19 protein-coding genes and 1 tRNA gene are annotated in these 20,900 nt (G+C 71.7%); 6 read left to right on the forward strand and 14 right to left on the reverse strand.

Translation table 11 applies throughout. The annotated features are described in order from the left end of the window. Positions 1–105: 105 nt before the first annotated feature. From ACN26Y_RS07145 to ACN26Y_RS07155, 3 genes are all read right to left on the reverse strand, one after another. Complete coding sequence (locus ACN26Y_RS07145; RefSeq protein WP_196255799.1) at positions 106–633, reverse strand: GNAT family N-acetyltransferase; 528 nt, start codon at positions 631–633, stop codon at positions 106–108. A 206-nt stretch (positions 634–839) separates the two neighbouring features. Then, positions 840–1,181: an HIT domain-containing protein gene (locus ACN26Y_RS07150; RefSeq protein ID WP_155329519.1), complete on the reverse strand. Its 342-nt coding sequence runs from the start codon at positions 1,179–1,181 to the stop codon at positions 840–842. Positions 1,182–1,566: 385 nt separating this feature from the next. Further along, positions 1,567–1,640 (reverse strand) — tRNA-Gly (locus ACN26Y_RS07155). Positions 1,641–1,912: 272 nt separating this feature from the next. Here ACN26Y_RS07155 and ACN26Y_RS07160 point away from each other — a divergent pair. Then, positions 1,913–2,914 (forward strand): zinc metalloprotease, encoded by a 1,002-nt coding sequence (locus ACN26Y_RS07160; RefSeq protein WP_155329520.1) that lies wholly within the window; start codon positions 1,913–1,915, stop codon positions 2,912–2,914. Positions 2,915–2,991: 77 nt separating this feature from the next. Here the strand turns inward: ACN26Y_RS07160 and ACN26Y_RS07165 are convergent, their stop codons facing one another. Next, positions 2,992–3,495 carry a pyridoxamine 5'-phosphate oxidase family protein gene (locus ACN26Y_RS07165; protein ID WP_155329521.1) on the reverse strand — a complete coding sequence of 168 codons (504 nt, stop codon included), beginning with the start codon at positions 3,493–3,495 and terminating at the stop codon, positions 2,992–2,994. Between the two features lie 77 nt (positions 3,496–3,572). On the opposite strand from ACN26Y_RS07165, the gene dcd reads away from it, so the two are divergent. Beyond that, a complete protein-coding gene (dcd, locus tag ACN26Y_RS07170; RefSeq protein WP_155329522.1) occupies positions 3,573–4,151 on the forward strand; it encodes a dCTP deaminase in 579 nt (192 codons plus the stop codon). 108 nt (positions 4,152–4,259) lie between these two features. Here the strand turns inward: dcd and ACN26Y_RS07175 are convergent, their stop codons facing one another. The 3 genes from ACN26Y_RS07175 to ACN26Y_RS07185 form a co-directional block, all read right to left on the reverse strand. Continuing rightward, positions 4,260–5,270 carry an NlpC/P60 family protein gene (locus ACN26Y_RS07175; protein WP_230688909.1) on the reverse strand — a complete coding sequence of 337 codons (1,011 nt, stop codon included), beginning with the start codon at positions 5,268–5,270 and terminating at the stop codon, positions 4,260–4,262. Positions 5,271–5,594: 324 nt separating this feature from the next. Further along, positions 5,595–7,790, reverse strand: coding sequence for a (Fe-S)-binding protein (locus ACN26Y_RS07180; RefSeq protein ID WP_155329524.1), 2,196 nt, complete (start codon positions 7,788–7,790; stop codon positions 5,595–5,597). Between the two features lie 304 nt (positions 7,791–8,094). Continuing rightward, on the reverse strand, positions 8,095–8,358 hold the full coding sequence (locus ACN26Y_RS07185; RefSeq protein ID WP_155329525.1) for a cell division protein CrgA: 264 nt from the start codon (positions 8,356–8,358) through the stop codon (positions 8,095–8,097). Between the two features lie 227 nt (positions 8,359–8,585). On the opposite strand from ACN26Y_RS07185, the gene ACN26Y_RS07190 reads away from it, so the two are divergent. Genes ACN26Y_RS07190 through ACN26Y_RS07205 form a run of 4 tightly spaced genes read left to right on the forward strand, consistent with a single transcriptional unit; the run spans position 8,586 to position 11,989 of the window. Next, a complete protein-coding gene (locus ACN26Y_RS07190) occupies positions 8,586–9,389 on the forward strand; it encodes a DUF881 domain-containing protein (RefSeq protein WP_155329526.1) in 804 nt (267 codons plus the stop codon). Next, complete coding sequence (locus ACN26Y_RS07195) at positions 9,386–11,053, forward strand: class E sortase (RefSeq protein WP_155329527.1); 1,668 nt, start codon at positions 9,386–9,388, stop codon at positions 11,051–11,053. The genes ACN26Y_RS07190 and ACN26Y_RS07195 overlap by 4 nt, the downstream gene beginning before the upstream one ends. A gap of 6 nt (positions 11,054–11,059) precedes the next feature. Continuing rightward, entirely contained in the window at positions 11,060–11,335 is a 276-nt protein-coding gene (locus ACN26Y_RS07200) for a hypothetical protein (RefSeq protein WP_155329528.1), read from the forward strand. Positions 11,336–11,338: 3 nt separating this feature from the next. Continuing rightward, a complete protein-coding gene (locus ACN26Y_RS07205) occupies positions 11,339–11,989 on the forward strand; it encodes an aminodeoxychorismate/anthranilate synthase component II (RefSeq protein WP_155329529.1) in 651 nt (216 codons plus the stop codon). A gap of 7 nt (positions 11,990–11,996) precedes the next feature. On the opposite strand, the gene ACN26Y_RS07210 is transcribed toward ACN26Y_RS07205, so the two are convergent. The 7 genes from ACN26Y_RS07210 to ACN26Y_RS07240 form a co-directional block, all read right to left on the reverse strand. Continuing rightward, on the reverse strand, positions 11,997–12,692 hold the full coding sequence (locus tag ACN26Y_RS07210) for a SanA/YdcF family protein (protein WP_422734505.1): 696 nt from the start codon (positions 12,690–12,692) through the stop codon (positions 11,997–11,999). Between the two features lie 67 nt (positions 12,693–12,759). Further along, positions 12,760–14,580, reverse strand: a complete 1,821-nt coding sequence (pknB, locus tag ACN26Y_RS07215; protein WP_155329530.1) for a Stk1 family PASTA domain-containing Ser/Thr kinase — start codon at positions 14,578–14,580, stop codon at positions 12,760–12,762. After that, on the reverse strand, positions 14,577–15,956 hold the full coding sequence (locus ACN26Y_RS07220; protein ID WP_155329531.1) for a serine/threonine-protein kinase: 1,380 nt from the start codon (positions 15,954–15,956) through the stop codon (positions 14,577–14,579). The genes pknB and ACN26Y_RS07220 overlap by 4 nt, the downstream gene beginning before the upstream one ends. 1 nt (position 15,957) lies before the next feature. Then, entirely contained in the window at positions 15,958–17,463 is a 1,506-nt protein-coding gene (locus ACN26Y_RS07225) for a peptidoglycan D,D-transpeptidase FtsI family protein (protein WP_155329532.1), read from the reverse strand. Next, complete coding sequence (locus ACN26Y_RS07230) at positions 17,460–18,947, reverse strand: FtsW/RodA/SpoVE family cell cycle protein (RefSeq protein WP_155329533.1); 1,488 nt, start codon at positions 18,945–18,947, stop codon at positions 17,460–17,462. The genes ACN26Y_RS07225 and ACN26Y_RS07230 overlap by 4 nt, the downstream gene beginning before the upstream one ends. 28 nt (positions 18,948–18,975) lie before the next feature. After that, complete coding sequence (locus tag ACN26Y_RS07235) at positions 18,976–20,412, reverse strand: PP2C family protein-serine/threonine phosphatase (RefSeq protein ID WP_422734506.1); 1,437 nt, start codon at positions 20,410–20,412, stop codon at positions 18,976–18,978. Beyond that, complete coding sequence (locus tag ACN26Y_RS07240; RefSeq protein WP_155329535.1) at positions 20,409–20,894, reverse strand: FHA domain-containing protein FhaB/FipA; 486 nt, start codon at positions 20,892–20,894, stop codon at positions 20,409–20,411. Before ACN26Y_RS07240 ends, ACN26Y_RS07235 begins: the two co-directional genes overlap by 4 nt. Between the last annotated feature and the right edge of the window lie 6 nt (positions 20,895–20,900).

Genomic DNA, 20,900 nt, shown 5'->3' on the forward strand with positions numbered 1-20,900 from the left:
CCTGGCTGGGACTCGCGTCCTTACCCGGGGCCTTTCGGATGGAGCGGCCGCAGACCGCCGGGGTCGGCGGCGGGCGCAGGAAACGCTGCGGGTGATGGGACTCAATCATCTCCGCGCGCTGCGGAAGTTCTGGTAGCCCAGGATGTGCACCTTCTGGGACGGGTTCAGGGCATAGGGTATCGCCTTGCCAGTCTCGGTGAACCCGAGCTTGCGGTAGAACGCCCGGGCCCGGGGATTGCCCTCGTGTACGCCCAGGGTCAACGACGCCACGTCGATGTGGTCGCTGGCGAAGCGGATCGCCGCAGCCATCAGGGCGACGGCGGGTCCAGCCGGGCCGCGGTGCGCCGGGGTGACGTAGACCGCGTGGACGTGGGCGTGGTCGGGAACTTCGGCAAGCGGCGCGACGGCAGCCATTCCGGCCCAATCGCCTGCCTCGTCGGTGGCAACGAATGTCGCTGACGAGGCGGAGTCGGCTTCGCGGGCCGCCTCCTGCTGCCAGACGGTGTCGCTGAAGGCGGTCGCCTCGGCGAGTGGCGTGCTGAACGCGGTCGGTGCGTCCTGAAGTGCCTCCAGCCGGATGGACTTCAACTGCCGCCATTCTCCGGCGGCGATGCGGCGTATCTGGTAGATCAAGAAAGTCCATTCTCGGTGCGTGGCGAAGCCCAGTGATGCAGTCTGCTAGAGGCCCATTGCCGGGGCTCCTCGGAGTTGAAGCCAGGCACCGCCCCGTCAGGGATCGTGCCTGGTGGCCCGTGGATGGCCCGTCAGGCGTTTGTGGCCGGCGGAACATCGAAGGCCCCGGCTGGGCCCAATGGCACGCTTATGGCACGTCGCCGGTCCTAAGCAGTGTCGGGCCGGAGAGGCGCTCCGCTGCAGACGTGGAAGTGCAGATGTTTCGAGTCTTGGTACCGGCCGAGGTTGGTCAGCACCCGGCAGGCACCCTGCTCGCGCTCGACGCGGGCGGCGACCTGGCGGACCACCTCGACGACGCGCTGCAGGAGATCCTGGCTGGCATCACCCAGGTCCACCAGGGATGGCACGTGACGCTTCGGCACCACCACGATATGCACCGGCCAGAAGGGCCGGGTGTGCTCGAAGGCCAACACGTCCTCGGTTTCCACCACCACGGTCACTTCGGTACGGCCACTGAGTGCCTCGTCGCAGTAAAAGTCCTCGGTCATCGCACCCGTTCCCTGGAGCCCTGGCCCTACCACTCATCTCATGATCTTCGGGGTCCGTCACGCTAGCACCCCTGCCAATGGTCGTCACGAGTCGCCGCAAGCCTCGCTGGGAACAGGCGGAGACCGACGGAGGGCCTTGGGATGAGAAGAAGATCAGAGCGGCAGGACGTCGACAGCCCGTCGTTCAGCTAGGCGTCGTCCGTATAGTCGAGCCGCATGATCCGCTCGACGAGGACAACCGCCTCGTCCCGGGTCAGCTTCGCATGCAAGATGCCCCTCCTCCGACCGGGGCTGATGGCACGCCAATGGCACGCCGAATGATCGTTGATCCTGGAACATCGAAAGGCCCTGGCTGGGACTGTCGTCCTGGCCAGGGCCTCGATCGTGGAGCGGGTGACGGGAATCGAACCCGCACTGTCAGCTTGGGAAGCTGATGTTCTGCCATTGAACTACACCCGCAGGCGGCACCACTGTACCTGAGGCCGCGCCCTCCGTGCACCCAGGTACCTGGCGACACGGCCGGTGCCGCCGAGCGGGCGCGCCCGGGGGTCGGGACGGGGTGGACAGCAGCCCCTCGAACATCGATCATGAGTCGACCCATGACAGGAAAAAGTTTCTTCCCGGCAACATATGGCCGTTCTCAAATCTGTCGATGGGTTGTAACGTCTGCCACACGTTTCCAGCCACGGCGCGACACACCCCCTGCCGCGCCGCCAGAAAGAGGTGGGCCCATGGGACTCAGTCCCAACCTGCTGACTCGTCGTAACGCCGGCATCGCGTCGACGTCGTTCGCCCTGCTCCTCGGTGTCGCCACGGTGGGTCTCCTGCCGACCGCCGCCCCCGCCAGCACGCCGCTCGCCGCCCCCGCGGCGAGTGAGGTGTGCGAGCCGGCCGGCGCCCTGGCGAAGTCCAAGAAGCGCCCCGGTGGTGTGACCAAGCACGACCCGAACCAGCTGACCCTCGCCCAGGTGCACACGCGGGAGGCCGAGCTGGCCGACCTGGTGCAGGAGCGCGCCAAGCGGAACGGCCTGCGCTCGCAGACCACCGCCGCCGCCGCGTCGATCACCATTCCGGTGGTGGTGCACGTGATCCAGGAGGACAGCACGCGCGCCGGCGGCAACATCCCGGACTCGATGATCACCTCGCAGATCAACGTGCTCAACCAGTCGTTCAGCGGGGCGACCGGCGGCGCGTCCACGGCCTTCGCCTTCTCGCTTCAGAAGATCAACCGGGTGACCAACCCGAGCTGGTACCCGATCGTGCAGGGCTCCTCGGCCGAGCGGTCGATGAAGACCTCGCTGCGCACGGGCGGCAAGAGCACGCTCAACGTCTACCTGGGCGCGCTGGGCGACGACCTGCTCGGCTGGGCGACCTTCCCGAAGCGGTCGCTGGACAAGATGGACGGCGTCGTCGTGCTGAGCGAGTCGCTGCCCGGCGGCAGCGCGACCAACTACAACCGCGGCGACACCGGCACCCACGAGGTCGGCCACTGGCTGAACCTCTACCACACCTTCCAGGGTGGGTGCGGCGGCTCGGGTGACAGCGTCAGCGACACCCCGGCCGAGGCCTCCCCGGCCTTCGAGTGCCCGACGGGTCGCGACACCTGCACCGCGCCAGGCCTGGACCCGATCACCAACTTCATGGACTACACGTACGACGACTGCATGTACCAGTTCACGCCGGGCCAGGCCAGCCGCATGCTGACCGCCTGGAACGCGTACCGGGCCAAGTAGCTCCCCGCGTACCCGATCCGGTGCCGGCTCCGAACCTCGGAGCCGGCACCGGCGTTTTCCGGGCCGAACCCGAGGACTCAGGCCGCCCGGCGGGCGAGCGCCACGTGGGCGTCCGGAGCGCGGCGGGCGCCCGGATCGAGCCAGACCTGGACGGCGGGCCGCCCCAGCCCGCCAGCGGAGTCGTGGCGGGCGAGCATCGCGACGTCGACGGTGAACTCGAAGAGCCGCCAGTCCACCTGGGAGGCGGCGCGGTGCAGCTGGGCCAGGCGGGCCACCCGGGCGGGATCGGTCACCGGGCGGGCGTGGCCCGCGACGTACGCCTCGTCGTCGCTGTCCTCGGCGGGGAAGGAGTGGAGCGCGTAGCGCCCGTCGCGTTCCAGGTCGCGCCGTTTCGGCGAGTCGATCACGAAGCAGAACAGGCCCTCCTCGGTGACGACGGGAGAGACCGGGTGCACCCGGGGCCCGCCGTCGGCACGGACCGTGGCCAGGTAGGCCAGACCCGGCCCGTACTGCTGGAGGAGACGGCGGATCCCGTCGGCGAGGCGGGGCTCGTCGGCGGCGAATTCGGACCAGGAAGCCATGCCGGCATTCTATCGAACAAATGTACGAACAGCACGCCGACACCAGACTCGACCGTCGTGCTCGCTATGGTGGTGCGATGCTGCTCTCCGACCGCGACCTGGTCACCGAGATCAAGGCCGGCACGCTGGCGCTGGAGCCGTTCGACCCCACGCTGGTGCAGCCGTCGAGCATCGACGTACGGCTGGACAAGCTCTTCCGGGTCTTCAACAACCACCTGTACACACACATCGACCCGTCGCGACAGCAGGACGACCTGACGTCGGTGGTCGAAGTGCCGGACGGCGAGCCGTTCGTCCTGCACCCCGGCGAGTTCGTGCTCGCCTCGACGCTCGAAGTGATCTCGCTCGGCGACCAGCTCGCCGGTCGTCTGGAGGGCAAGAGCTCGCTCGGCCGGCTCGGGCTCCTCACCCACTCGACCGCCGGCTTCATCGACCCCGGCTTCTCGGGCCACGTGACGCTGGAGCTGTCGAACGTGGCGAACCTGCCGATCACGCTGTGGCCGGGCATGAAGATCGGCCAGCTCTGCATCTTCCGCCTCTCCTCGCCGGCCGAGCACCCGTACGGATCCGCGGTCTACGGTTCGCGGTACCAGGGGCAGCGCGGGCCGACGCCGAGCCGCTCCTGGCAGAGCTGGCGCACCTGGCCGACCCGCTGACAAGCGGCCGGCGCGAGCCCGCGCCGGACCCACCCGTACGCCCACTGAGTCGGAGACGGCGCGCGGCCCCGGTCACGATGACCGGGGCCGCGTCGAACTCACTGTGGATCAGCCCGGGCGACGGAAGCCCTTGATCGTCTGACCCATCCGGTTGATGCTCGCGACCTGCACCGGCTTGCCGGCCCGCGGCGCGTGCACCATCAGATCGTTGCCGAGGTAGAGGCCGACGTGACTGGGCCAGAAGACCAGATCACCAGGGCGCGCCTCGGATCGGCTCACGGCTCGACCCTCGTTCCACTGCGCCCCGGTGTAGTGCGTCAGGTAGATGCCGGCCGCCTTGTACGCGTACTGGGTCAGGCCGGAGCAGTCGAACGAGTTCGGCCCGGTGGCACCCCAGACGTACGGGTCGCCGACCTGAGCACACGCGGTCCTGATGGCGATCCGGGCGGCCTCGCTGACCACGCCGTTGATGGTCGGGCAGCCGGTCACCTTGACCGTCGTCTTGGGCAGCGACGCCTGCAGGCGCTTGATCTCGGCGTCGATCTGCTTCTTGCGGGCGGCCAGTTCGGCCTGCTGCGCCTCCTGGGTGGCGATCAGCGCGTCGAGCTTCTGCTTCTGGTCGTCGTACTTCTTCCGCACCGCCAGCACGCCCTCGAGCTCCTTGCGCTCCTGGGCGGCCAGCCGGTCCAGCATGGTGACCTGCTCGCCGAGCAGATCGGGCTTGCCACTGACCAGCAGGGCGCCGATCTCCTGGGACGGCCCGGTGATGTAGTACCGGGCGGCGAGGTCGCCCACCCGGTTCATCGCCAGCTCGCTCTCGAGAGCCAGCGGCGTGATCTTCTTCTGCAGGTCGTCCGACTTCTTCTTGTTGACCTTGAGCTGAGCCCGGACCTTGTTGTACTGCTCGATCGTGGGTTCCAACCGCTCCCACTGCTTGTCGATCGCAGCCTCGATCTCGTCCACCGACGGCTCGGCGTACGCGGGTGCGGCGAGCGCGCCGGCACCGATGGCTACGGCGGCGACCAGGGTGAGCAGACGGTGGACGGCCCGGCGCAGGCCGCCCGGGCGGCGGGACCGTCCCGGGACGGGACGACGAGGGGGCGTGGTTGCCACCGGCACCGACTCCTTTTGCAACCTGACCGCCGGGCGCCTCGCGACGGGGAAGAGGGGCGAGGCAGACGATCCACAGCGGCCGACGACCCACATTAGGGAACGTCCGTAACGGAATCAAGACGGCCAACGTCCCCATCACTGCTCTGCGACCGCCCGCCTACAGCGGGTGCACGACGTCGGGGGCGGTGACAGTAGTCGATACGACACCGAGACCCGGGCCGCCCTCCTGCTGGCGAACTCCGCCGCCACCGCGGCCGTCATCGTCCCGACCACGTCCTGAGACGACGACGGCGGCGGCACCGTCGGGTGCCGCCGCCGAAGCGGTACGTGTCAGCCGGCGACCGGCTCGCTCGCCTTCTCGCCCTGCGCCTGCTGGGGCTTGACCGAGCGCAGCAGCACGCTGGCCACGTCGACCACCTCGACCTGCTCGCCGGCGCCCTTGCCGTTCACGCCGTCGTTCAGCATCGTCGAGCAGAACGGGCAGCCGACCGCGACGGTCTTCGCACCGGTGGCCATGGCCTCCTCGACCCGATCCACGTTGATGCGCTTGCCGATCCGCTCCTCCATCCACATCCGGGCACCGCCGGCGCCGCAGCAGAAGGAGCGCTCGCTGTTCCGCGGCATCTCGGTGATCTCGCCGTTGATGGCGTCGCCCAGCACCTCGCGCGGGGCGGCGAAGACCCGGTTGTGCCGGCCCAGGTAGCAGGGGTCGTGGTAGGTGACGCCGCCGTCGACCGGCTGCACCGGGGTCAGCTTGCCGGCGGCGACCAGGTGGGCCAGCAGCTGGGTGTGGTGGACGACCTCGAACTCGCCGCCGAGCTGGCCGTACTCGTTGCCCAGGGTGTTGAAGCAGTGCGGGCAGGTCGCGACGATCTTCCGCTTGCTCTTCTCACGGCCCTCGAACGCCTCGTTCAGGGTTTCGACGTTCTGCTGGGCGAGCATCTGGAAGACGAACTCGTTGCCGATCCGGCGGGCCGGGTCGCCGGAGCAGGTCTCGCCCTCACCCAGGATGGCGAACGAGACGCCGGCCTCGTTGAGCAGCGTGGCGACCGCCCGGGTGGTCTTCTTGGCCCGGTCCTCGAAGGCGCCGGCGCAGCCGACCCAGAACAGGTACTCGAAGTCGTCGACCTCGCCGACCCGCGGCACCTCGAAGTCCAGGCCCTTGGTCCAGTCCTCGCGGGTGTTCTGCGGGGCGCCCCACGGGTTGCCCTTGTTCTCCAGGTTCCGGAGCATCACGCCGGCCTCGGACGGGAAGCTCGACTCGATGAGGACCTGGTAGCGGCGCATGTCGACGATGTGGTCGACGTGCTCGATGTCGACCGGGCACTGCTCGACGCAGGCGCCGCAGGTGGTGCAGGACCACAGCACGTCCGGGTCGATGACGCCGTTCTCCTCGGCGGTGCCGATCAGCGGCTTGTCGGCCTCGGCGAGCGCCAGCACGTCCAGGTGGGCGAGCTGCGCGGCGGTCGCCTTCTCCTCACCGGTCAGGTCCTTGCCACCGCCGGCCAGCAGGTAGGGGGCCTTCGCGTACGCGTGGTCGCGCAGGCTGAGCACCAGCAGCTTCGGCGACAGCGGCTTGCCCGTGTTCCACGCGGGGCACTGCGACTGGCAGCGACCGCACTCGGTGCAGGTGCTGAAGTCCAGCAGACCCTTCCAGGTGAACTGCTCGACCTGCGCGACGCCGAACTGGTCCTTCTCCGGGTCGGCCTCCTCGAAGTCGAGGGGCTTGCCGTTGCTGGTCATCGGCTTCAGTGCGCCGAGGCCGGAGCCCTTCCGGCCCGGGTTGCGCTTGAAGAAGATGTTGGGGAACGCGAGGAAGCGGTGCCAGGCGACACCCATGGTCACGTTCAGCGAGATCACGATGAGCCAGGTCATCGAGATCACGATCTTGATGACGGCGGCCACGCTGACGCCGGCGTCCCAGTTCGGCAGCAGGCCGCCGACCGCGTGGCTGAGAGGGGCCGCCCAGACCGGGTACTCGAAGTGGTCGGTGGCGACCTTGAAGCCCCGGATGAGGAAGCCCATGATCAGGACGGCGAGGATGATGGCCTCGACGAAGTAGCCCTGCCACATGGTCGAGCCGGTGAACCGGGACTTGCCCCCGGGCCGGGTCGGGCGGTTCCTCAGCCGGATCGTGATCAGCACCAGGATGCTGACGATGCCGAGGATGCCGAGCCACTCGGTGACCAGGCCGTAGAGGGCCCACCCGCCGACCAGCGGCAGCCCGCCGGTGGGCGAGACGACCTCGAAGTACGCCTCGAGCACGAGCAGTGACAGCACGATGAAGCCGACCATCACGAACCAGTGCGCGGCGCCCACGACGCTCCACCGGAGCATCCGGGTGTGGCCGGCGGTCTCGGCCAGCATGGTCTTCGTCCGGGTGGCCTTGTCGCCGAAGCGCGTCGGGTCGGGCTGACCCAGCCGGATGACTGCCGTCATCTTCATGACCGCGCGTACGGCGAGCCACACCGCCACGGCGGTGATGGCGGCCGCGACGATCGTGGTGACGATCTGGACGCTGCCCATCGAGTCGGCCCTCCCCGGTCTGCTGCTGCGTCGAGCGGCTCGGCGACCGGCTCCCGGATCAGGGGGCGGTCGGCGGATCGCCGCTGCCGCACCCTCGACCGGACCGGTCGATGACCTCGCTCCGCTCGGTCATGCAGTGCAGCCTACGCGCAAGGTTACCCAGCGGTAACGTGAGTCTTCTCGCACCTCGGCCACGCCGCCCTGCGCACACCATAGGGGGCCCCGCCCGGCGCTGCCGGGCAGGGGCCGTGCCGAGTGACGTGGTTCCTCCCGGCATCGACCGGGACGGCGAGATCCAGGGAGGTCAGCGCCAGCGCGAGAGCAGGATCAGGGAGGCGACCATGGCGCCGAAGCCCACCGCGAGGTTCCAGTAACCCCACGACATGACCGGGTACTCCTGCTCGGAGAGGTAGTAGACCACCAGCCAGCCGATGCCGACGACGATGAGCGCGACCGCCGTGATGGGCAGCCAGACCGGGCTAGGCTTGCGCGTCGCCGCCGTCGCCGTCGGACGTACGTCCGTCGGCGGGGTGTACACCTTCTTCTTGCGGACCTGAGACTTGGGCACGACGCTCTCCAGAGGGGGTGACGACCTCGTCCGGCCTGACAACCGGGCGCGAGGGCGACGGTCCTTGGCCAATAATGTTCGACAGCTAGCGTAGTCCCGAAGACCCGTCCAAGCCACGAAAGGGTCTTCTCCGGTGCTCGGACCTCCCCGATCGGGGGTCGGACGGGTCGCCGGCCGGCGGTGTCGCCGGGACAGGTCGGCAACGTGACGAGGGGAAGGAACGCCCCGTGGAGTACACATCCGGCGCGGCCTCCTGGCAGAAGGCCCTCCGGCGGGCCGGCGCGGCGCTGCTGCGGCGCCCCCGGCGACGACGCCCCGGATGGTCGATCGGCGTGCCGCTGATCGCGGCAGCCGCCGGGCTGCTCTTCACCACGACCGCCACCACCGCCGGGGGGACGACCCTGCGCGAGGACCGGCGCCCCCAGCTCAACCAGCTCATCCAGGACCGCCGGGACGAGGTGGCGGCGAGCGAGCAGCAGGCCGCCACGCTGCGCGAGGAGGTCGAGGGCCGCACCACCGCCCTCGCCCAATCGGACGGGCCGATCAAGGAGCAGCAGGACCGGGCGGCGGCCAGCCGCGAAGCGGCCGGCTTCACCGCGCTCACCGGGCCCGGCGTGACCGTGGAACTCAACGACGCCCCGCGCCGCGGGGACGGCACTCTCCCCGCCGGGGCGACCAACGACGACCTGGTCGTCCACCAGGGCGACGTGCAGGCCGTGGTGAACGCGCTCTGGGCCGGCGGCGCGGAGGCCATGTCAATCATGAACGTCCGCGTGCTCGCCACCAGCGCGGTACGCTGCGTCGGTAACACCCTGCTGCTGCACGGCCGGGTGTACTCCCCTCCGTTCAAGATCGTAGCGATCGGTGATCCCGCCGCCCTCACGCGGGCCCTCGCCGAGTCTGAGGGAGTCCGGTTGTTCAGGGACCTGGTCGACACCTACAAGCTCGGATACTCGGAGACCATCTCCACCGTCACGGTGCCGGCGTTCGATGGCTCGACGGCCCTGCGCTCCGCGACGGTGCCCAGGTGACCCGGACGCCGGACGACTGGTGGGACGATCGGGACGGCCGGCACCGGGACCGGAGCGACGAGCCCACGGCGTTCCTTCGCAAGGTCGACCGCCCGACCCGCGACCCCCACCGTCCGGAGCACCCGCCGGCGGCTCCCGGCCCCCCGCCGAACCAGCCACCGCAGCCGTCCGGCGCACCGCCGTACACGGCGAACCGGCCGGCCGGACGATGGCCCGAGCCGATGGTGCCGCCCCGGCCGCCCGCACCGGACCGCCCGTCCCCGCTCGCCGGCGGTCCCGGGCCCGGTCACGCCGCCCCGCCACGGTGGCCCGGCACCGGGGCCGCACCGGTTCCCCCGCCGCAGGACGCCACGCGACGCCCCGACCCGTTCGGGCATCGCCCCGAGGCCGCCCGCCCCGACCCGTTCGGGCACCGTCCCGAGGCCGCCCGCCCCGGCACGCCCCCGCAGCCCGGCCCCGTGCCGTCCGTCCCGCCCGAGCCGGCCCCGCAGCGGCCCGCGGCCCCCGGCGACGCGGCCCGGCCGGTGGAGCGGCCACGCCCCGGAAACGACGTACGGCCGGTCACCGCCGGCCCCGGCGTCGACCGCGAGGCCCCGCGGCCGCCCCGCGACCGGGCCGGCCGGCCCGGTGACGCCCCGACCGCGATCATCCCGGCCGCGACGGCCGCGCGCCCGGGTGCCGGCGGAGGCGGCGGGAACCCGCGCACCGACTCCGCTCCCGTCTCCCCGGCGCCGTCCGGCGACCCGAACGCCACCGCGCTGATCCCGGCGGTGCCTCGCCGTACGCCGCCGGCGCCCGCGCTCGACTTCACCGCCCTGATGGGAGCCGTCCCCCGCCCGCCCCACACCGAGGAGCCGGCCGGCGACGGCGGCCCCCCGGAACCGCCCGCGCCGCGCCGGGGCGAACGGGTCGTCAAGCTGCGCCCAGAGCAGACCGGCGAGGGCTACAAGAGCGTCTACTCGGAGCTGACCCGCCCGACGCTCGGCTCCCGCCTGCGCGGCGGCATCCGCGTCACCGGGGAACTGCTCATCACGTTCGGCCTGGTGGTGCTCCTGTTCGCCGGGTACGAGGTCTGGGGCAAGTCGGCGATCGTCGACGCCCATCAGAACGACCTCAGCCAGCAGCTTGCCCAGGCCTGGGGCCCGACCGGCGACCCCACCGTCGCGCCGTCCGCCGGTCCGCCGGCGTCCGCCAAACCGCCGACGCCGGTCCAGGGCAGGCCCATCGCCGGGCTCTACATTCCGAAGCTCGACAAGAACTGGATCGTCGTCGAGGGCGTCACCCAGAAGGACATCCGGTACGCACCCGGCCACTACCCGAAGAGCGCCCTGCCCGGCCAGGTCGGCAACTTCTCCGTCGCCGGCCACCGCAACCGGGCCACCTTCTGGCGGCTCGACGAGCTGAACGAGGGCGACACGATCGTGGTGGAGGACCGCGACAACTGGTACGTCTACCAGGTGACGCGCAACCACATCGTCACGCCGACGCAGGTGGAGGTGGTGGCCCCGGTGCCGGGGAAGCCCAGTGCGCGGCCGACCACGGCGATGCTCACCCTCACCACCTGCAACCCCAAGTTCGACAACTACGAGCGGCTGATCATCCACGCGAAGCTGACCCGGAAGCAGGCCAAGTCGGCGGGTCGCCCGGCGGAGCTGGGGAACTGAGGGGTCATGTACGTCTGGATCTGGCGGAAACTGCCGTTCGGACTGCCCGGCAAGCTCACCGGCAGCCTGCTGCTGGCCGCGGCCATGGTCGCGCTGCTCTGGTACGTGGTCTTCCCCTGGGCGGAACCGCTGCTGCCGTTCGACGACGTGCAGGTCACCCAGGACTCCGGCGTACCCGGTGATCCGCTGCCCGCCGACGGGGAGACGCCCGCCGGCGACGAGCACGACCTGCCGTACGACACCGACGAGAACAACACCCCGCCACCCTCCCCGGAAGAGTGACCCGTGCGCGTCCTGGTCATCGACAACTACGACTCGTTCGTCTTCAACCTCGTCCAGTACCTGGGCCAGCTCGGCGTGGACTGCGAGGTACGCCGCAACGACGAGATCAGCGTCGCCGAGGTCGGGAAGGTCGGCGCGGACGGCGTCCTGCTCTCCCCCGGGCCGGGCAGCCCGGACCGCGCCGGCATCTGCCTCGACGTCATCCGGGAGTACGCGGGCACGCTGCCCCTCTTCGGCGTCTGCCTCGGTCACCAGGCGATCGGGGAGGCGTTCGGCGCGACGGTCGCCCGTGCCCCCGAGCTGCTGCACGGCAAGACCTCGGAGGTCCGGCACCACGACGTCGGCGTGCTGGCCGGCCTGCCGGATCCGTTCACGGCCACCCGCTACCACTCGCTCGCCGTCCTGCCGGAAACCCTGCCGGACGAGCTGGAGGTCACCGGCTGGACCGGCTCCGGCGTGGTGATGGCGATGCGGCACCGGACGCTGCCGATCGAGGGCGTCCAGTTCCACCCCGAGTCGGTGCTGACCGAGGGCGGTCACCTGATGCTGGCCAACTGGCTGGCCTCCTGCGGGTACGCCGAGGCGTTGACGCGCGCGCCCGAGCTGGCCGCCGAGGTGGAAGCCCGCCGCCGCGCCGCCTTCAGCGCCGGCTGACGGGCGGTCAGCTCGTCAGCGCGTCCCGGACACCGGAATCCGCGGGCGAGTGGACCGCGGGCGGCCGACGCAGCACGGCGTCCCACGCCGCCTTGCCGCTGGCCAGGTAGTCCCGGATCGTCTTCTCGACGAACAGGGCGGTCCCGCAGCCGGGGCAGCGGGCGATCACCCCGTCGACGTCGAGGCCGAGGTGGCGGCAGAGCGTCACCGCGCGGGAGACGTGCCAGGACTGCGTGACGACCAGCGCCCGCTCGACTCCGTACACCTCACGCGCCCGTGCGCAGCTGTCGTAGGTGTCCAGGCCGTACGGGTCGGCCACGATCCGACGCGGGTCGACACCGAGCCGTTCGGTCAGGTAGGTGGTCATGACCGCCGGCTCGTCACCGGACGCGCCGCCCCCGTCGCCCGACACCAGCACCACCCGGGCCCGCCCGCTGTGCACCAGCTCGGCGGCGGTCTCCAGCCGGCCGGCGAGCCGGTTCTCCGGGTGCCGCCGGTCCGCCGCCACCGCCGTGCCCAGGACGATCACCACGTCGGCGGCGGGGGCGTCGGCCTCGTCGTACACGTGGCCGCGGGCGCCGGCCGTCGTCCACAACCAGGGCAGGCTGGCGACGAGCAGCGCAGTCAGGCCCAGGACGGCCCCGCGCGCCAGGCGCCGCCGCCACCGGTACGCGTGACCCCCGGGTGCGGCAACCGCGATCACCGGACGAACCCGGCGAGAAACGTGGAGCACATCCCGCGCGTCCTCCCGATGACCGGCGTGGATCGCGTCAGTCGGCGCTCTGGCGGGCCGGCGGCGTGGTCGGGAACAGCGGGAGGCCGCCTCCGCCACCACCCGGGGGCGGGGTGGTCGGCGGGGTCGTCGGGGTCGAGGTCGGATCCTGCGTCGGCTCCTGGGTCGGCTCCTCCTGCGGCACCGTCACCACGATCGTCACCGTCCCGTCCTTGGCGAGCGGGCTGCCCGCCTTCGGGTCCTGCGAAACGACCCGTCCGGCTTCCTCCGGCGGCACCGGGTCTCCCCGTTGGACCCGGACCTTGTAGCCGGCGTCCCGCAGCTCGTCCTCCGCGTCCTCGCGGGTCTCGCCCACCACGTCCGGCACCTCGCGGACGTTGCCCTTCGAAACCTCGAGAACGACCTCGGTGCCTTCCGCCACCGCGGTGCCGGAGTCCGGCGTCACCTTGACGACGATGCCCTTCGGCTGCTCGTTGTCGACGTCCTTCCGCTTGGGCACGAGCTTGAGTTCCTTGAGCCGTTCGGCGGCGCTGACGTACTGGCCGCCGACGAGGTTGTTGGGGATCGAGACCTCCTGCGGACCGCCGCAGACCCGGACCGTGACGACCTGACTCGGCTCCAGGCGGGCGTCCGGGCCCGGTGACTGGTCCGTCACCTGCCCCTTCTTGCAGGTGGCGTTGAAGACGGGGTCGCCGGCGTCCGGCGTCAGGTTGGCCTTCCGGATCTCCGCGAACGCCGCCTCCTGGGTCATCCCGGTCACTGTCGGGACGATGGCCTGGGTGGGTTCCCGGTTCCACAGCAGCGCGGCGACCAGGGCGATCACCGCGAGCACGCCGAGCGCGGCGAAGGTGGCGATCAGCCAGGACGACGCCTTGCGGCGGCGCGGGTCGCCGACCCGGGCCGGGATCTGCTGGGTCCGCGACCCGCCCGCCGCGGCGGGCGGGTAGCCGGCACCGGCCGGGGCGAGCTGGGTCGTCTCCTCCTCGCGCATGACCGGGGTGGCGAGCACCGGGCGGCCGGCGGCGGCGCGGAGCAGGTCGGCGCGCATCTCGCCGGCGCTCTGGTAGCGGTTCAGCGGGTTCTTCGACAGGGCCTTGAGCACGATCGCGTCGACCGCCGGGTTGACCTCCGGGTTGAGGTCGCTCGGCGTCGGCGGCGCCTCCCGTACGTGCTGGTACGCGACGCTGACCGGGCTGTCCCCGACGAACGGCGGGTGCCCGCAGAGCAACTCGAACAGCACGCAGCCGGCGGCGTAGACGTCGGAGCGGGCGTCGACCGCCTCGCCCCGAGCCTGCTCCGGCGACAGGTACTGCGCGGTGCCGATCACGGCGCTGGTCTGCGTCATGGTGGTGGCACCGCTGGCCAGGGCCCGCGCGATGCCGAAGTCCATGACCTTGACCTGACCGGTCTGGGTCAGCATGACGTTGCCGGGCTTGATGTCCCGGTGGATGATGCCGTGCCGGTGGCTGAACTCCAGCGCCGCGCACATGTCGGCGCAGATCTCCAGCGCCCGCCGCGGCTGGAGCCGGCCCTCGGCGCCCAGCACCTCCTTGAGGGTCCGCCCGTTGACGAACTCCATCACGATGAACGGCAGCGTCTCCCCGGTGGGCGCCTGCTCCTCGCCGGTGTCGTACACGGCGACGATGGCCGGGTGGTTGAGGGACGCGGCGTTCTGCGCCTCCCGGCGGAACCGCATCTGGAAGGTGGCGTCCCGGGCCAGGTCCGTCCGGAGCATCTTGATCGCGACGTCCCGACCGAGCCGCAGGTCGCGACCGCGGTGCACCTCGGCCATGCCGCCGTAGCCGAGGAGCTCGCCGACCTGGTACCTGCCACCGAGCAGGCGGGCCTGCGCTGTCATCGCGTCTGTCGTCCTTCGCTCGTCGTCGTCACGTCGCCGCCCGGCCGCGGCAGTTGCTGTCGACGGTACGACGTCCCAGCCGGTTCGTCGCGTCCGTCGAGCCGCAGCACGCCGGAGGTCACCGTCCGCGGTGCCGGCGTGCCGGGTTCCCCGGGCAGCGCCGACGACCGCAGGTTGTAGGAAATCACGCCGGAGCAGACCAGTACCAGTACGGCCAGGAGGATGACGAGGAACACCATCCCGGGCCGGGACCGGCGCGCTGGCGGCGGCGGAGGAGCGGGCTTCGGAGCGTACCCCGGTCGGGTCGGCGCCGACGGCACCGCCGCCGCGCCGTGCGGCCGGACGGGCTGCGCGGCCGGCGGTCTCGGCGCCGACGTGGCCGCCACCACCGGCGGGCGGGGCGGTGCGACCGGCGGGCGGGGTGCCGGGGACGCGGCCGCCGGCGGCCGGTGGGCCACCGGCGGCCGGGCCGTCGCCGGCGGCGGCACCTGGGCCCGGCCGGGGGCCGGCGACGCCGGGGAGACCGGGTTCGCCCGGCCCGACGCGCGGGCGGCCTGGGAGAGCTGGACCTTCAACTGGCGCGCCACCCCGGCCAGCGCCGCCGCGCTCGGCCAGCGGGCCGCCGGGTCCTTCGCCATGGCCCGCTCGACCACGGTGCGCACCTGCGGCGGGATGTCGGCGGGAAGCGGCCGGGCCGTCTCCTGGACGTGCCGCATGGCGATCTCGAGGGGGTTGTCGCCCTCGAACGGCCGCCGGCCGGCGAGGCACTGGTACGCGACGACGCCGAGCGCGTACACGTCCGAGGCGGGGGTGGCGACCCCGCCGATGGCCTGCTCCGGCGAGATGTACGAGGCGGTGCCGAGCACCGACCCGGCGGCGGTGAGCTGGGCGACCAGGTCGGAGCGGGCGATGCCGAAGTCGGTGAGCACCAGGGTGCCGTTCGGCCGGACGAGCAGGTTCCCGGGCTTCACGTCGCGGTGCACGATGCCCTTGACGTGGGCGGCGTGCAGCGCGTCGGCGGCCTGGGCGACCAGCGCCATCGTCCGGGCCGGGGTGAGCCGCCCGACCCGGCTGAGGGTCGCCGAGAGCGCATCGCCCTCCACGTACTCCATCACCAGGAAGGCGATCTGCTGGTCGCTGCCGAAGTCGTAGACGTCGACCACCCCGGGGTGGTTGATGGTGGCCATCGTCCGCGCCTCGCCGCGGAACCGCTCGGCGAAGTCCGGGTCGTCGAGCAGGGCCGGGAGCAGGCTCTTCACGGCGACCGTCCGGCCGAGCACCTGGTCGGTGCCGCGCCAGACGTCGCCCATGCCGCCGCTGGCGATCCGCTCGTCGAGCCGGTAGCGGTTGCCGAGCTTCACCCCGGGGCTGAGCATGTCAACGGCTCCCCGGATCGGCGATCGCCGCCCGCATGATCTGGCCACCGATCCGGGCCGCCTCGGCGCTGCCGCCGTCGCCGGCCTCCTCCAGCAGGACGCAGACCGCCGAGACGGGGTTGCCGTCCTTGTCCAGCGCGAAGCCGATGAACCAGCCGTGGTCGCGGGTGTTCGGGCCGGACTGGGCGGTGCCGGTCTTGCCGCCGACCGTGTAGCCGCTGATCCGCGCGTTCCGGCCGGTGCCGTCCTCGACGACGCTCACCATCATCTCGCGCAGGTCGGTGGCGACCTGGCCGCTCACCGGCTTGCGCAGCTCGCGCGGCCGGGCGGTGTAGTAGTCGGTGGTGCGGTCCGGGCCGAGGAGCTGGCGGACCAGGTACGGCCGCATCTGGCTGCCGCCGTTGGCCACCGTGGCCGCGATCAGGGCGCCCTGGAGCGGGGTCATCCGCACGTCGCGCTGCCCGATGGAGGACTGGGCGAGCGCCGCCGGGTCGTCGCCGCCGTCGGCGTTCTCCATGCTGCCGGTCCGGCTGGCCGCGACCGGGTGGCCACCCTCACCGAGCCGCCCCACGGTCAGGTCGTCCTGCTCGAAGCCGAACTGCCGGGCCTTCTCCTTGATGGCGTCGGCACCGAGCCGGACGCCGAGCTGGGCGAAGCCGGTGTTGCACGACTCGCGGACCGCCTCCTTGAGGGGCACCTGCGACTCGGGGCAGATCGACTGGGCGGCGTTGCGGATCGGCGTGCCGGAGGTGGGCGGGGTGTAGCTGGCCCCGGCGGGGATCTGGGTCTCCTGGGTGACCCCGTTCTCCAGGGCGGCGGCGGCCACCACGATCTTGAAGGTCGAGCCCGGGGGAAGCACCTCGCCGAGCGCCCGGTTCTTCAGCGGGCCGTCCGGGTTCCGCTCCAGCTCGTTGTACGCGGCCGCGGCCTCGTCGGTGTCGTGGCTGGCCAGCGGGTTCGGGTCGAAGCTCGGCATGGAGACCAGCGCCTGCACCGCACCGGTACGCGGATCGATCGCGATGGCCGCGCCCTTGGTCACGCCGTTGCGGTTGTCGCGCAGTTGCTTGAACGCGACGTCCTGCGCCCGCTTCGAAATGGTGAGGAGCACGTTGCCGCCGGCGGTCTGGTCGCCGGTGAACAGGTCCTTGACCCGGTTGGCGATCAGCTGGTCGCTGGTGCCGGCGAGGAAGTCGTTCTCCGACTTCTCGATGCCGCGGTCGGCCAGGTTGACCGGCTTGTACCCGAGGACGTGGGCGTACTGCGCCCCGCCCGGGTACGTGCGCAGGTAGGTCAGCTCGCCGCTGGTCTCCTTGCTGACCGCGAACGCCGTACCGCCGGCCTCGATGTTGCCGCGCTTGCGCTTGTACTCGGCGACCTGGACCCGACCGTTGTAGTCGCTGTTGCGGTACTCGTCGGCCTTGTAGGCCTGGATCCAGTTCAGGTTCGCGAAGAGCAGCCCGAACAGGACGATCACGACGACGCCGACGCGGCGCAGGGGTGCATTCACGGCTTGATCACCTCCGTGGGGGCACCGTGCAGCTGCTCCGGCGGACCACCCGCCGGCCGGGTCACCCCGCCGCCGCCGGTCACCGGCCGGCGGGCGCCGTCGGAGACCCGGAGCAGGACCGCGATGAGCAGCCAGTTCGCCATCAGCGAGGAGCCACCGGCGGAGAGGAAGGGGGTGGTCTGGCCGGTGAGCGGGATCAACTTGCTGATCCCGCCGACGATCACGAAGACCTGCAGGCCGAGCGTGAACGCCAGGCCACCGGCGAGCAGCTTGCCGAACGAGTCGCGCACGGCCAGGGCGGCGCGCAGCCCCCGCTCGACGATCAGCAGGTAGATCACCAGGAGGGCGGAGAGGCCGAAGAGTCCGATCTCCTCTCCGATGCCGGCGAAGATGAAGTCGTTCTGCACCTCGGGCAGCTTGAGCGGCTGGCCGCCGCCGGGCCCGGCCCCGAAGAGGCCACCCGTGCCGAGGGCGAGCAGACCCTGCACGAGCTGGTAGCCGTCCTCGTACGGGTCGGCGAACGGGTCCAGCCAGATCTCGGCCCGCAGGTAGAAGTTGGCGAACGGTCCGCCGACGGTGCTGCCCAGCACGTACGCCAGGTAGGCGCCGCCGAAGAAGAGCACGAGACCGATGAGCAGCCAGCTGACCCGCTCGGTGGCGATGTACAGCGTCACCACGAACATGCCGAAGTACAGCAACGAGGTGCCCAGGTCCTTCTCGAAGACGAGGACCAGGAGGCTGATCAGCCAGACCACCACGACCGGGCCCAGGTCCCGTCCGCGCGGGAAGTCGACGCCGAGGATCCGGCGGCTGGCCAGCGAGAGCACCTCCCGCTTACGGACCAGGTAGTACGCGAAGAAGGCGAGCAGGGCCAGCTTGGCGAACTCGCCGGGCTGGATGGAGAAGCCACCGACGCGGACCCAGAGCTTGGCGCCGTTGATCTCCGAGATGCTCGACGGCAGCACCGCCGGGATCATCACCAGCACGATGCCGGCGAGCCCCAGGGTGTACGCGTAGCGGGAGATCGAGCGGTGGTCGCGGACCACGAGGAGCAGCCCGGCGGCGAGGACCACCGAGGCCAGCGTCCAGGCGAGCTGCCGGCCCCCGGTACCGGCGAAGATCGCCAGGTCGGCCCGCTCGGCGGGGGTGGCCCGGGCCAGGTCGAGCCGGCGGAGGAACCCGACTCCGAGGCCGTTGAGCAGTGCGACCGCCGGCAGCAGGGCCGGGTCGGCGAAGGGGGCCAGGAACCGGATCGCCACGTGCAGCGCGAGGAAGACCGCGCTGAGCGCGGCGGCCGGCACCCAGAAGTCCGGGGTGACGGTTTCGAGCACGTTCGCCTCGACCATCGCCGCGTACGCGGCGACCAGCACCATCGCGACCAGCAGCAGGGACAGCTCGGCGTTGCGCCGGGACCGGGCCAGGCGTACACCGGGCTGCCCGCCCGCGGTGGCGGGCGGGGATGCCGGGGTGGCCGCTGCGGTCACGGAACGTCCTGACGGGTCGAGCCGACGCTCACTCGGGCGACCGGCAGGCGGCCGGGTCGACGGTCGGCGTGACCGGGTCCGAGGGCAGGGCGTCGGGCGTGGTGGTCGGGGCCGCCGGCAGTTCGGTCGCGGCCGGCGTGGTCGGCGCCGCGCTGGCGGTGGGCGTGGCCGTCCCCGGCGCCACGGTCGGCGTCGGGGTGGCCGTGACGGCGACCGCACTCGGAGTCGGGCTCGGCGGGCAGGTCGGCTTCAGGTTGGGGTTCGTCGGCGTGTCGGCGGTCAGCTCGGCCAGGCGGCGCTCCGCGTCCGGCTCGCTCTTCGCCGGGATGCCCTGCTTGACCTGCTCCTGCGCGGCGAGCGTCAGGTCGTCCAGGTCGGCCGGGCTGGTGGAGTGCACGGTGGAGAGGTCCATGCCGGCGATCTGACCCTGGATGCCGCGGAAGACGGCGACCTGGCCCTCCTCGGTGGCTCCCACGTAGTACTGCCGCTGCGTGTAGCTCCACCCGCCGAACACCGCCCCGCCCAGCAGGACGAGCAGCGCCAGCGTCATCGCGGCGGCGCGCACCGGCCGGTGCCGGCGGCGCTCCGGCTCGTCGTCGGCGCTGGCCGCCGGCTCCTCCGGCGCGGCCGGCCGTGGCGCGGAGAGCGCCGAGGCGCGGGCCGCTGGCGTGGAGACGTCGGCGGACGTGGCCATGCCCCGGTCCCGGGAGGCGGCACCGCCGACGATCGGGCTCGCCTCGACGATGTCCTGGTCGGTCGCGTCGGCGATGATCACGGTGATGTTGTCCGGGCCGCCGCCGCGCAGCGCGAGCTGCACCAGCCGCTCGACGCACTGCTGCGGATCGGTGTACTCGCGCATGGTCTCGGCGATGGTGTCCGCGCTGACCACGCCGGACAGACCGTCGCTGCAGATCAGGTAGCGGTCGGCGGGAAGCACCTGACGGACCGAGTACTCCGCGTCGATGTCCCGGCCGTCGAGTGCCCGGGTCAGCAGCGACCGCTGCGGGTGGCTGCTCGCCTCCTCGGCGCTGATCCGGCCCTCGTCGACGAGCATCTGGACGTACGTGTCGTCCTTGGTGATCTGGGCGAACTCGCCCTGGCGCAGCAGGTACGCCCGCGAGTCACCGATATGCACCATGCCCAGCTTGCTGCCGGAGAAGAGGATCGCGGTGAGCGTGGTGCCCATGCCCTCCAGCTGGGGGTTGGCGTCCACGGTCTCGCGGAGCTGCTGGGTGGCGTTGTTGACGGCCGAGCGGAGCGCGTCGACCAGGGCGTCACCGGGGACGTCCTCGTCGAGTGGCGCCATGGCACCGATGACGATGTTGCTGGCGACGTCACCGGCAGCCATGCCGCCCATGCCGTCGGCCACGGCGAGCAGCCGCGGCCCGGCGTAGACGGAGTCCTGGTTACCGTCTCGGATCAGACCGCGGTCACTGTGGGCCGCATAGCGCAGGGTCAGAGTCATGGCCGTAATTCGAGTGAAGTGCGGCCGATCCGGATCGGCACGCCGAGGGGGACGGGGGTTGGTCCGGTGACCTTAGCGCGATCCAGGTACGTGCCGTTAGTCGAACCCAGGTCCTCGACGAACCACTGCCCGTCGCGCGGCACCAGCCGGGCGTGTCGCGCGGAGGCGTAGTCGTCGGTGATGACGAGGGTGGAGTCCTCGGCGCGACCGATGGTGATCTGCGCTTCGCCGAGCGTGATGCGGGTGCCGGCCAGCTGGCCGGCGGTCACCACCAGCTGGTGCGCCGCCCGTCCCCGCTTCACCTTGGCCGGCTTCGACGGCTGCCCCAGGGAGGCGCCGACGCCGCGGGGCGCCGCCACCAGCCGGCCCGACCGGGCCCCCGCGAAGAGGTCGCGGCGGATCACTCCGACCACCGTGAACACGAAGATCCACAGCAGGATCAGGAACCCGAACCGGGCGACGGTGATGACGAGTTCCGGCAAGGCGGA

Origin of the sequence: Micromonospora sp. WMMD558, assembly GCF_049315255.1 — a bacterium.
Lineage (GTDB): Bacteria > Actinomycetota > Actinomycetes > Mycobacteriales > Micromonosporaceae > Micromonospora.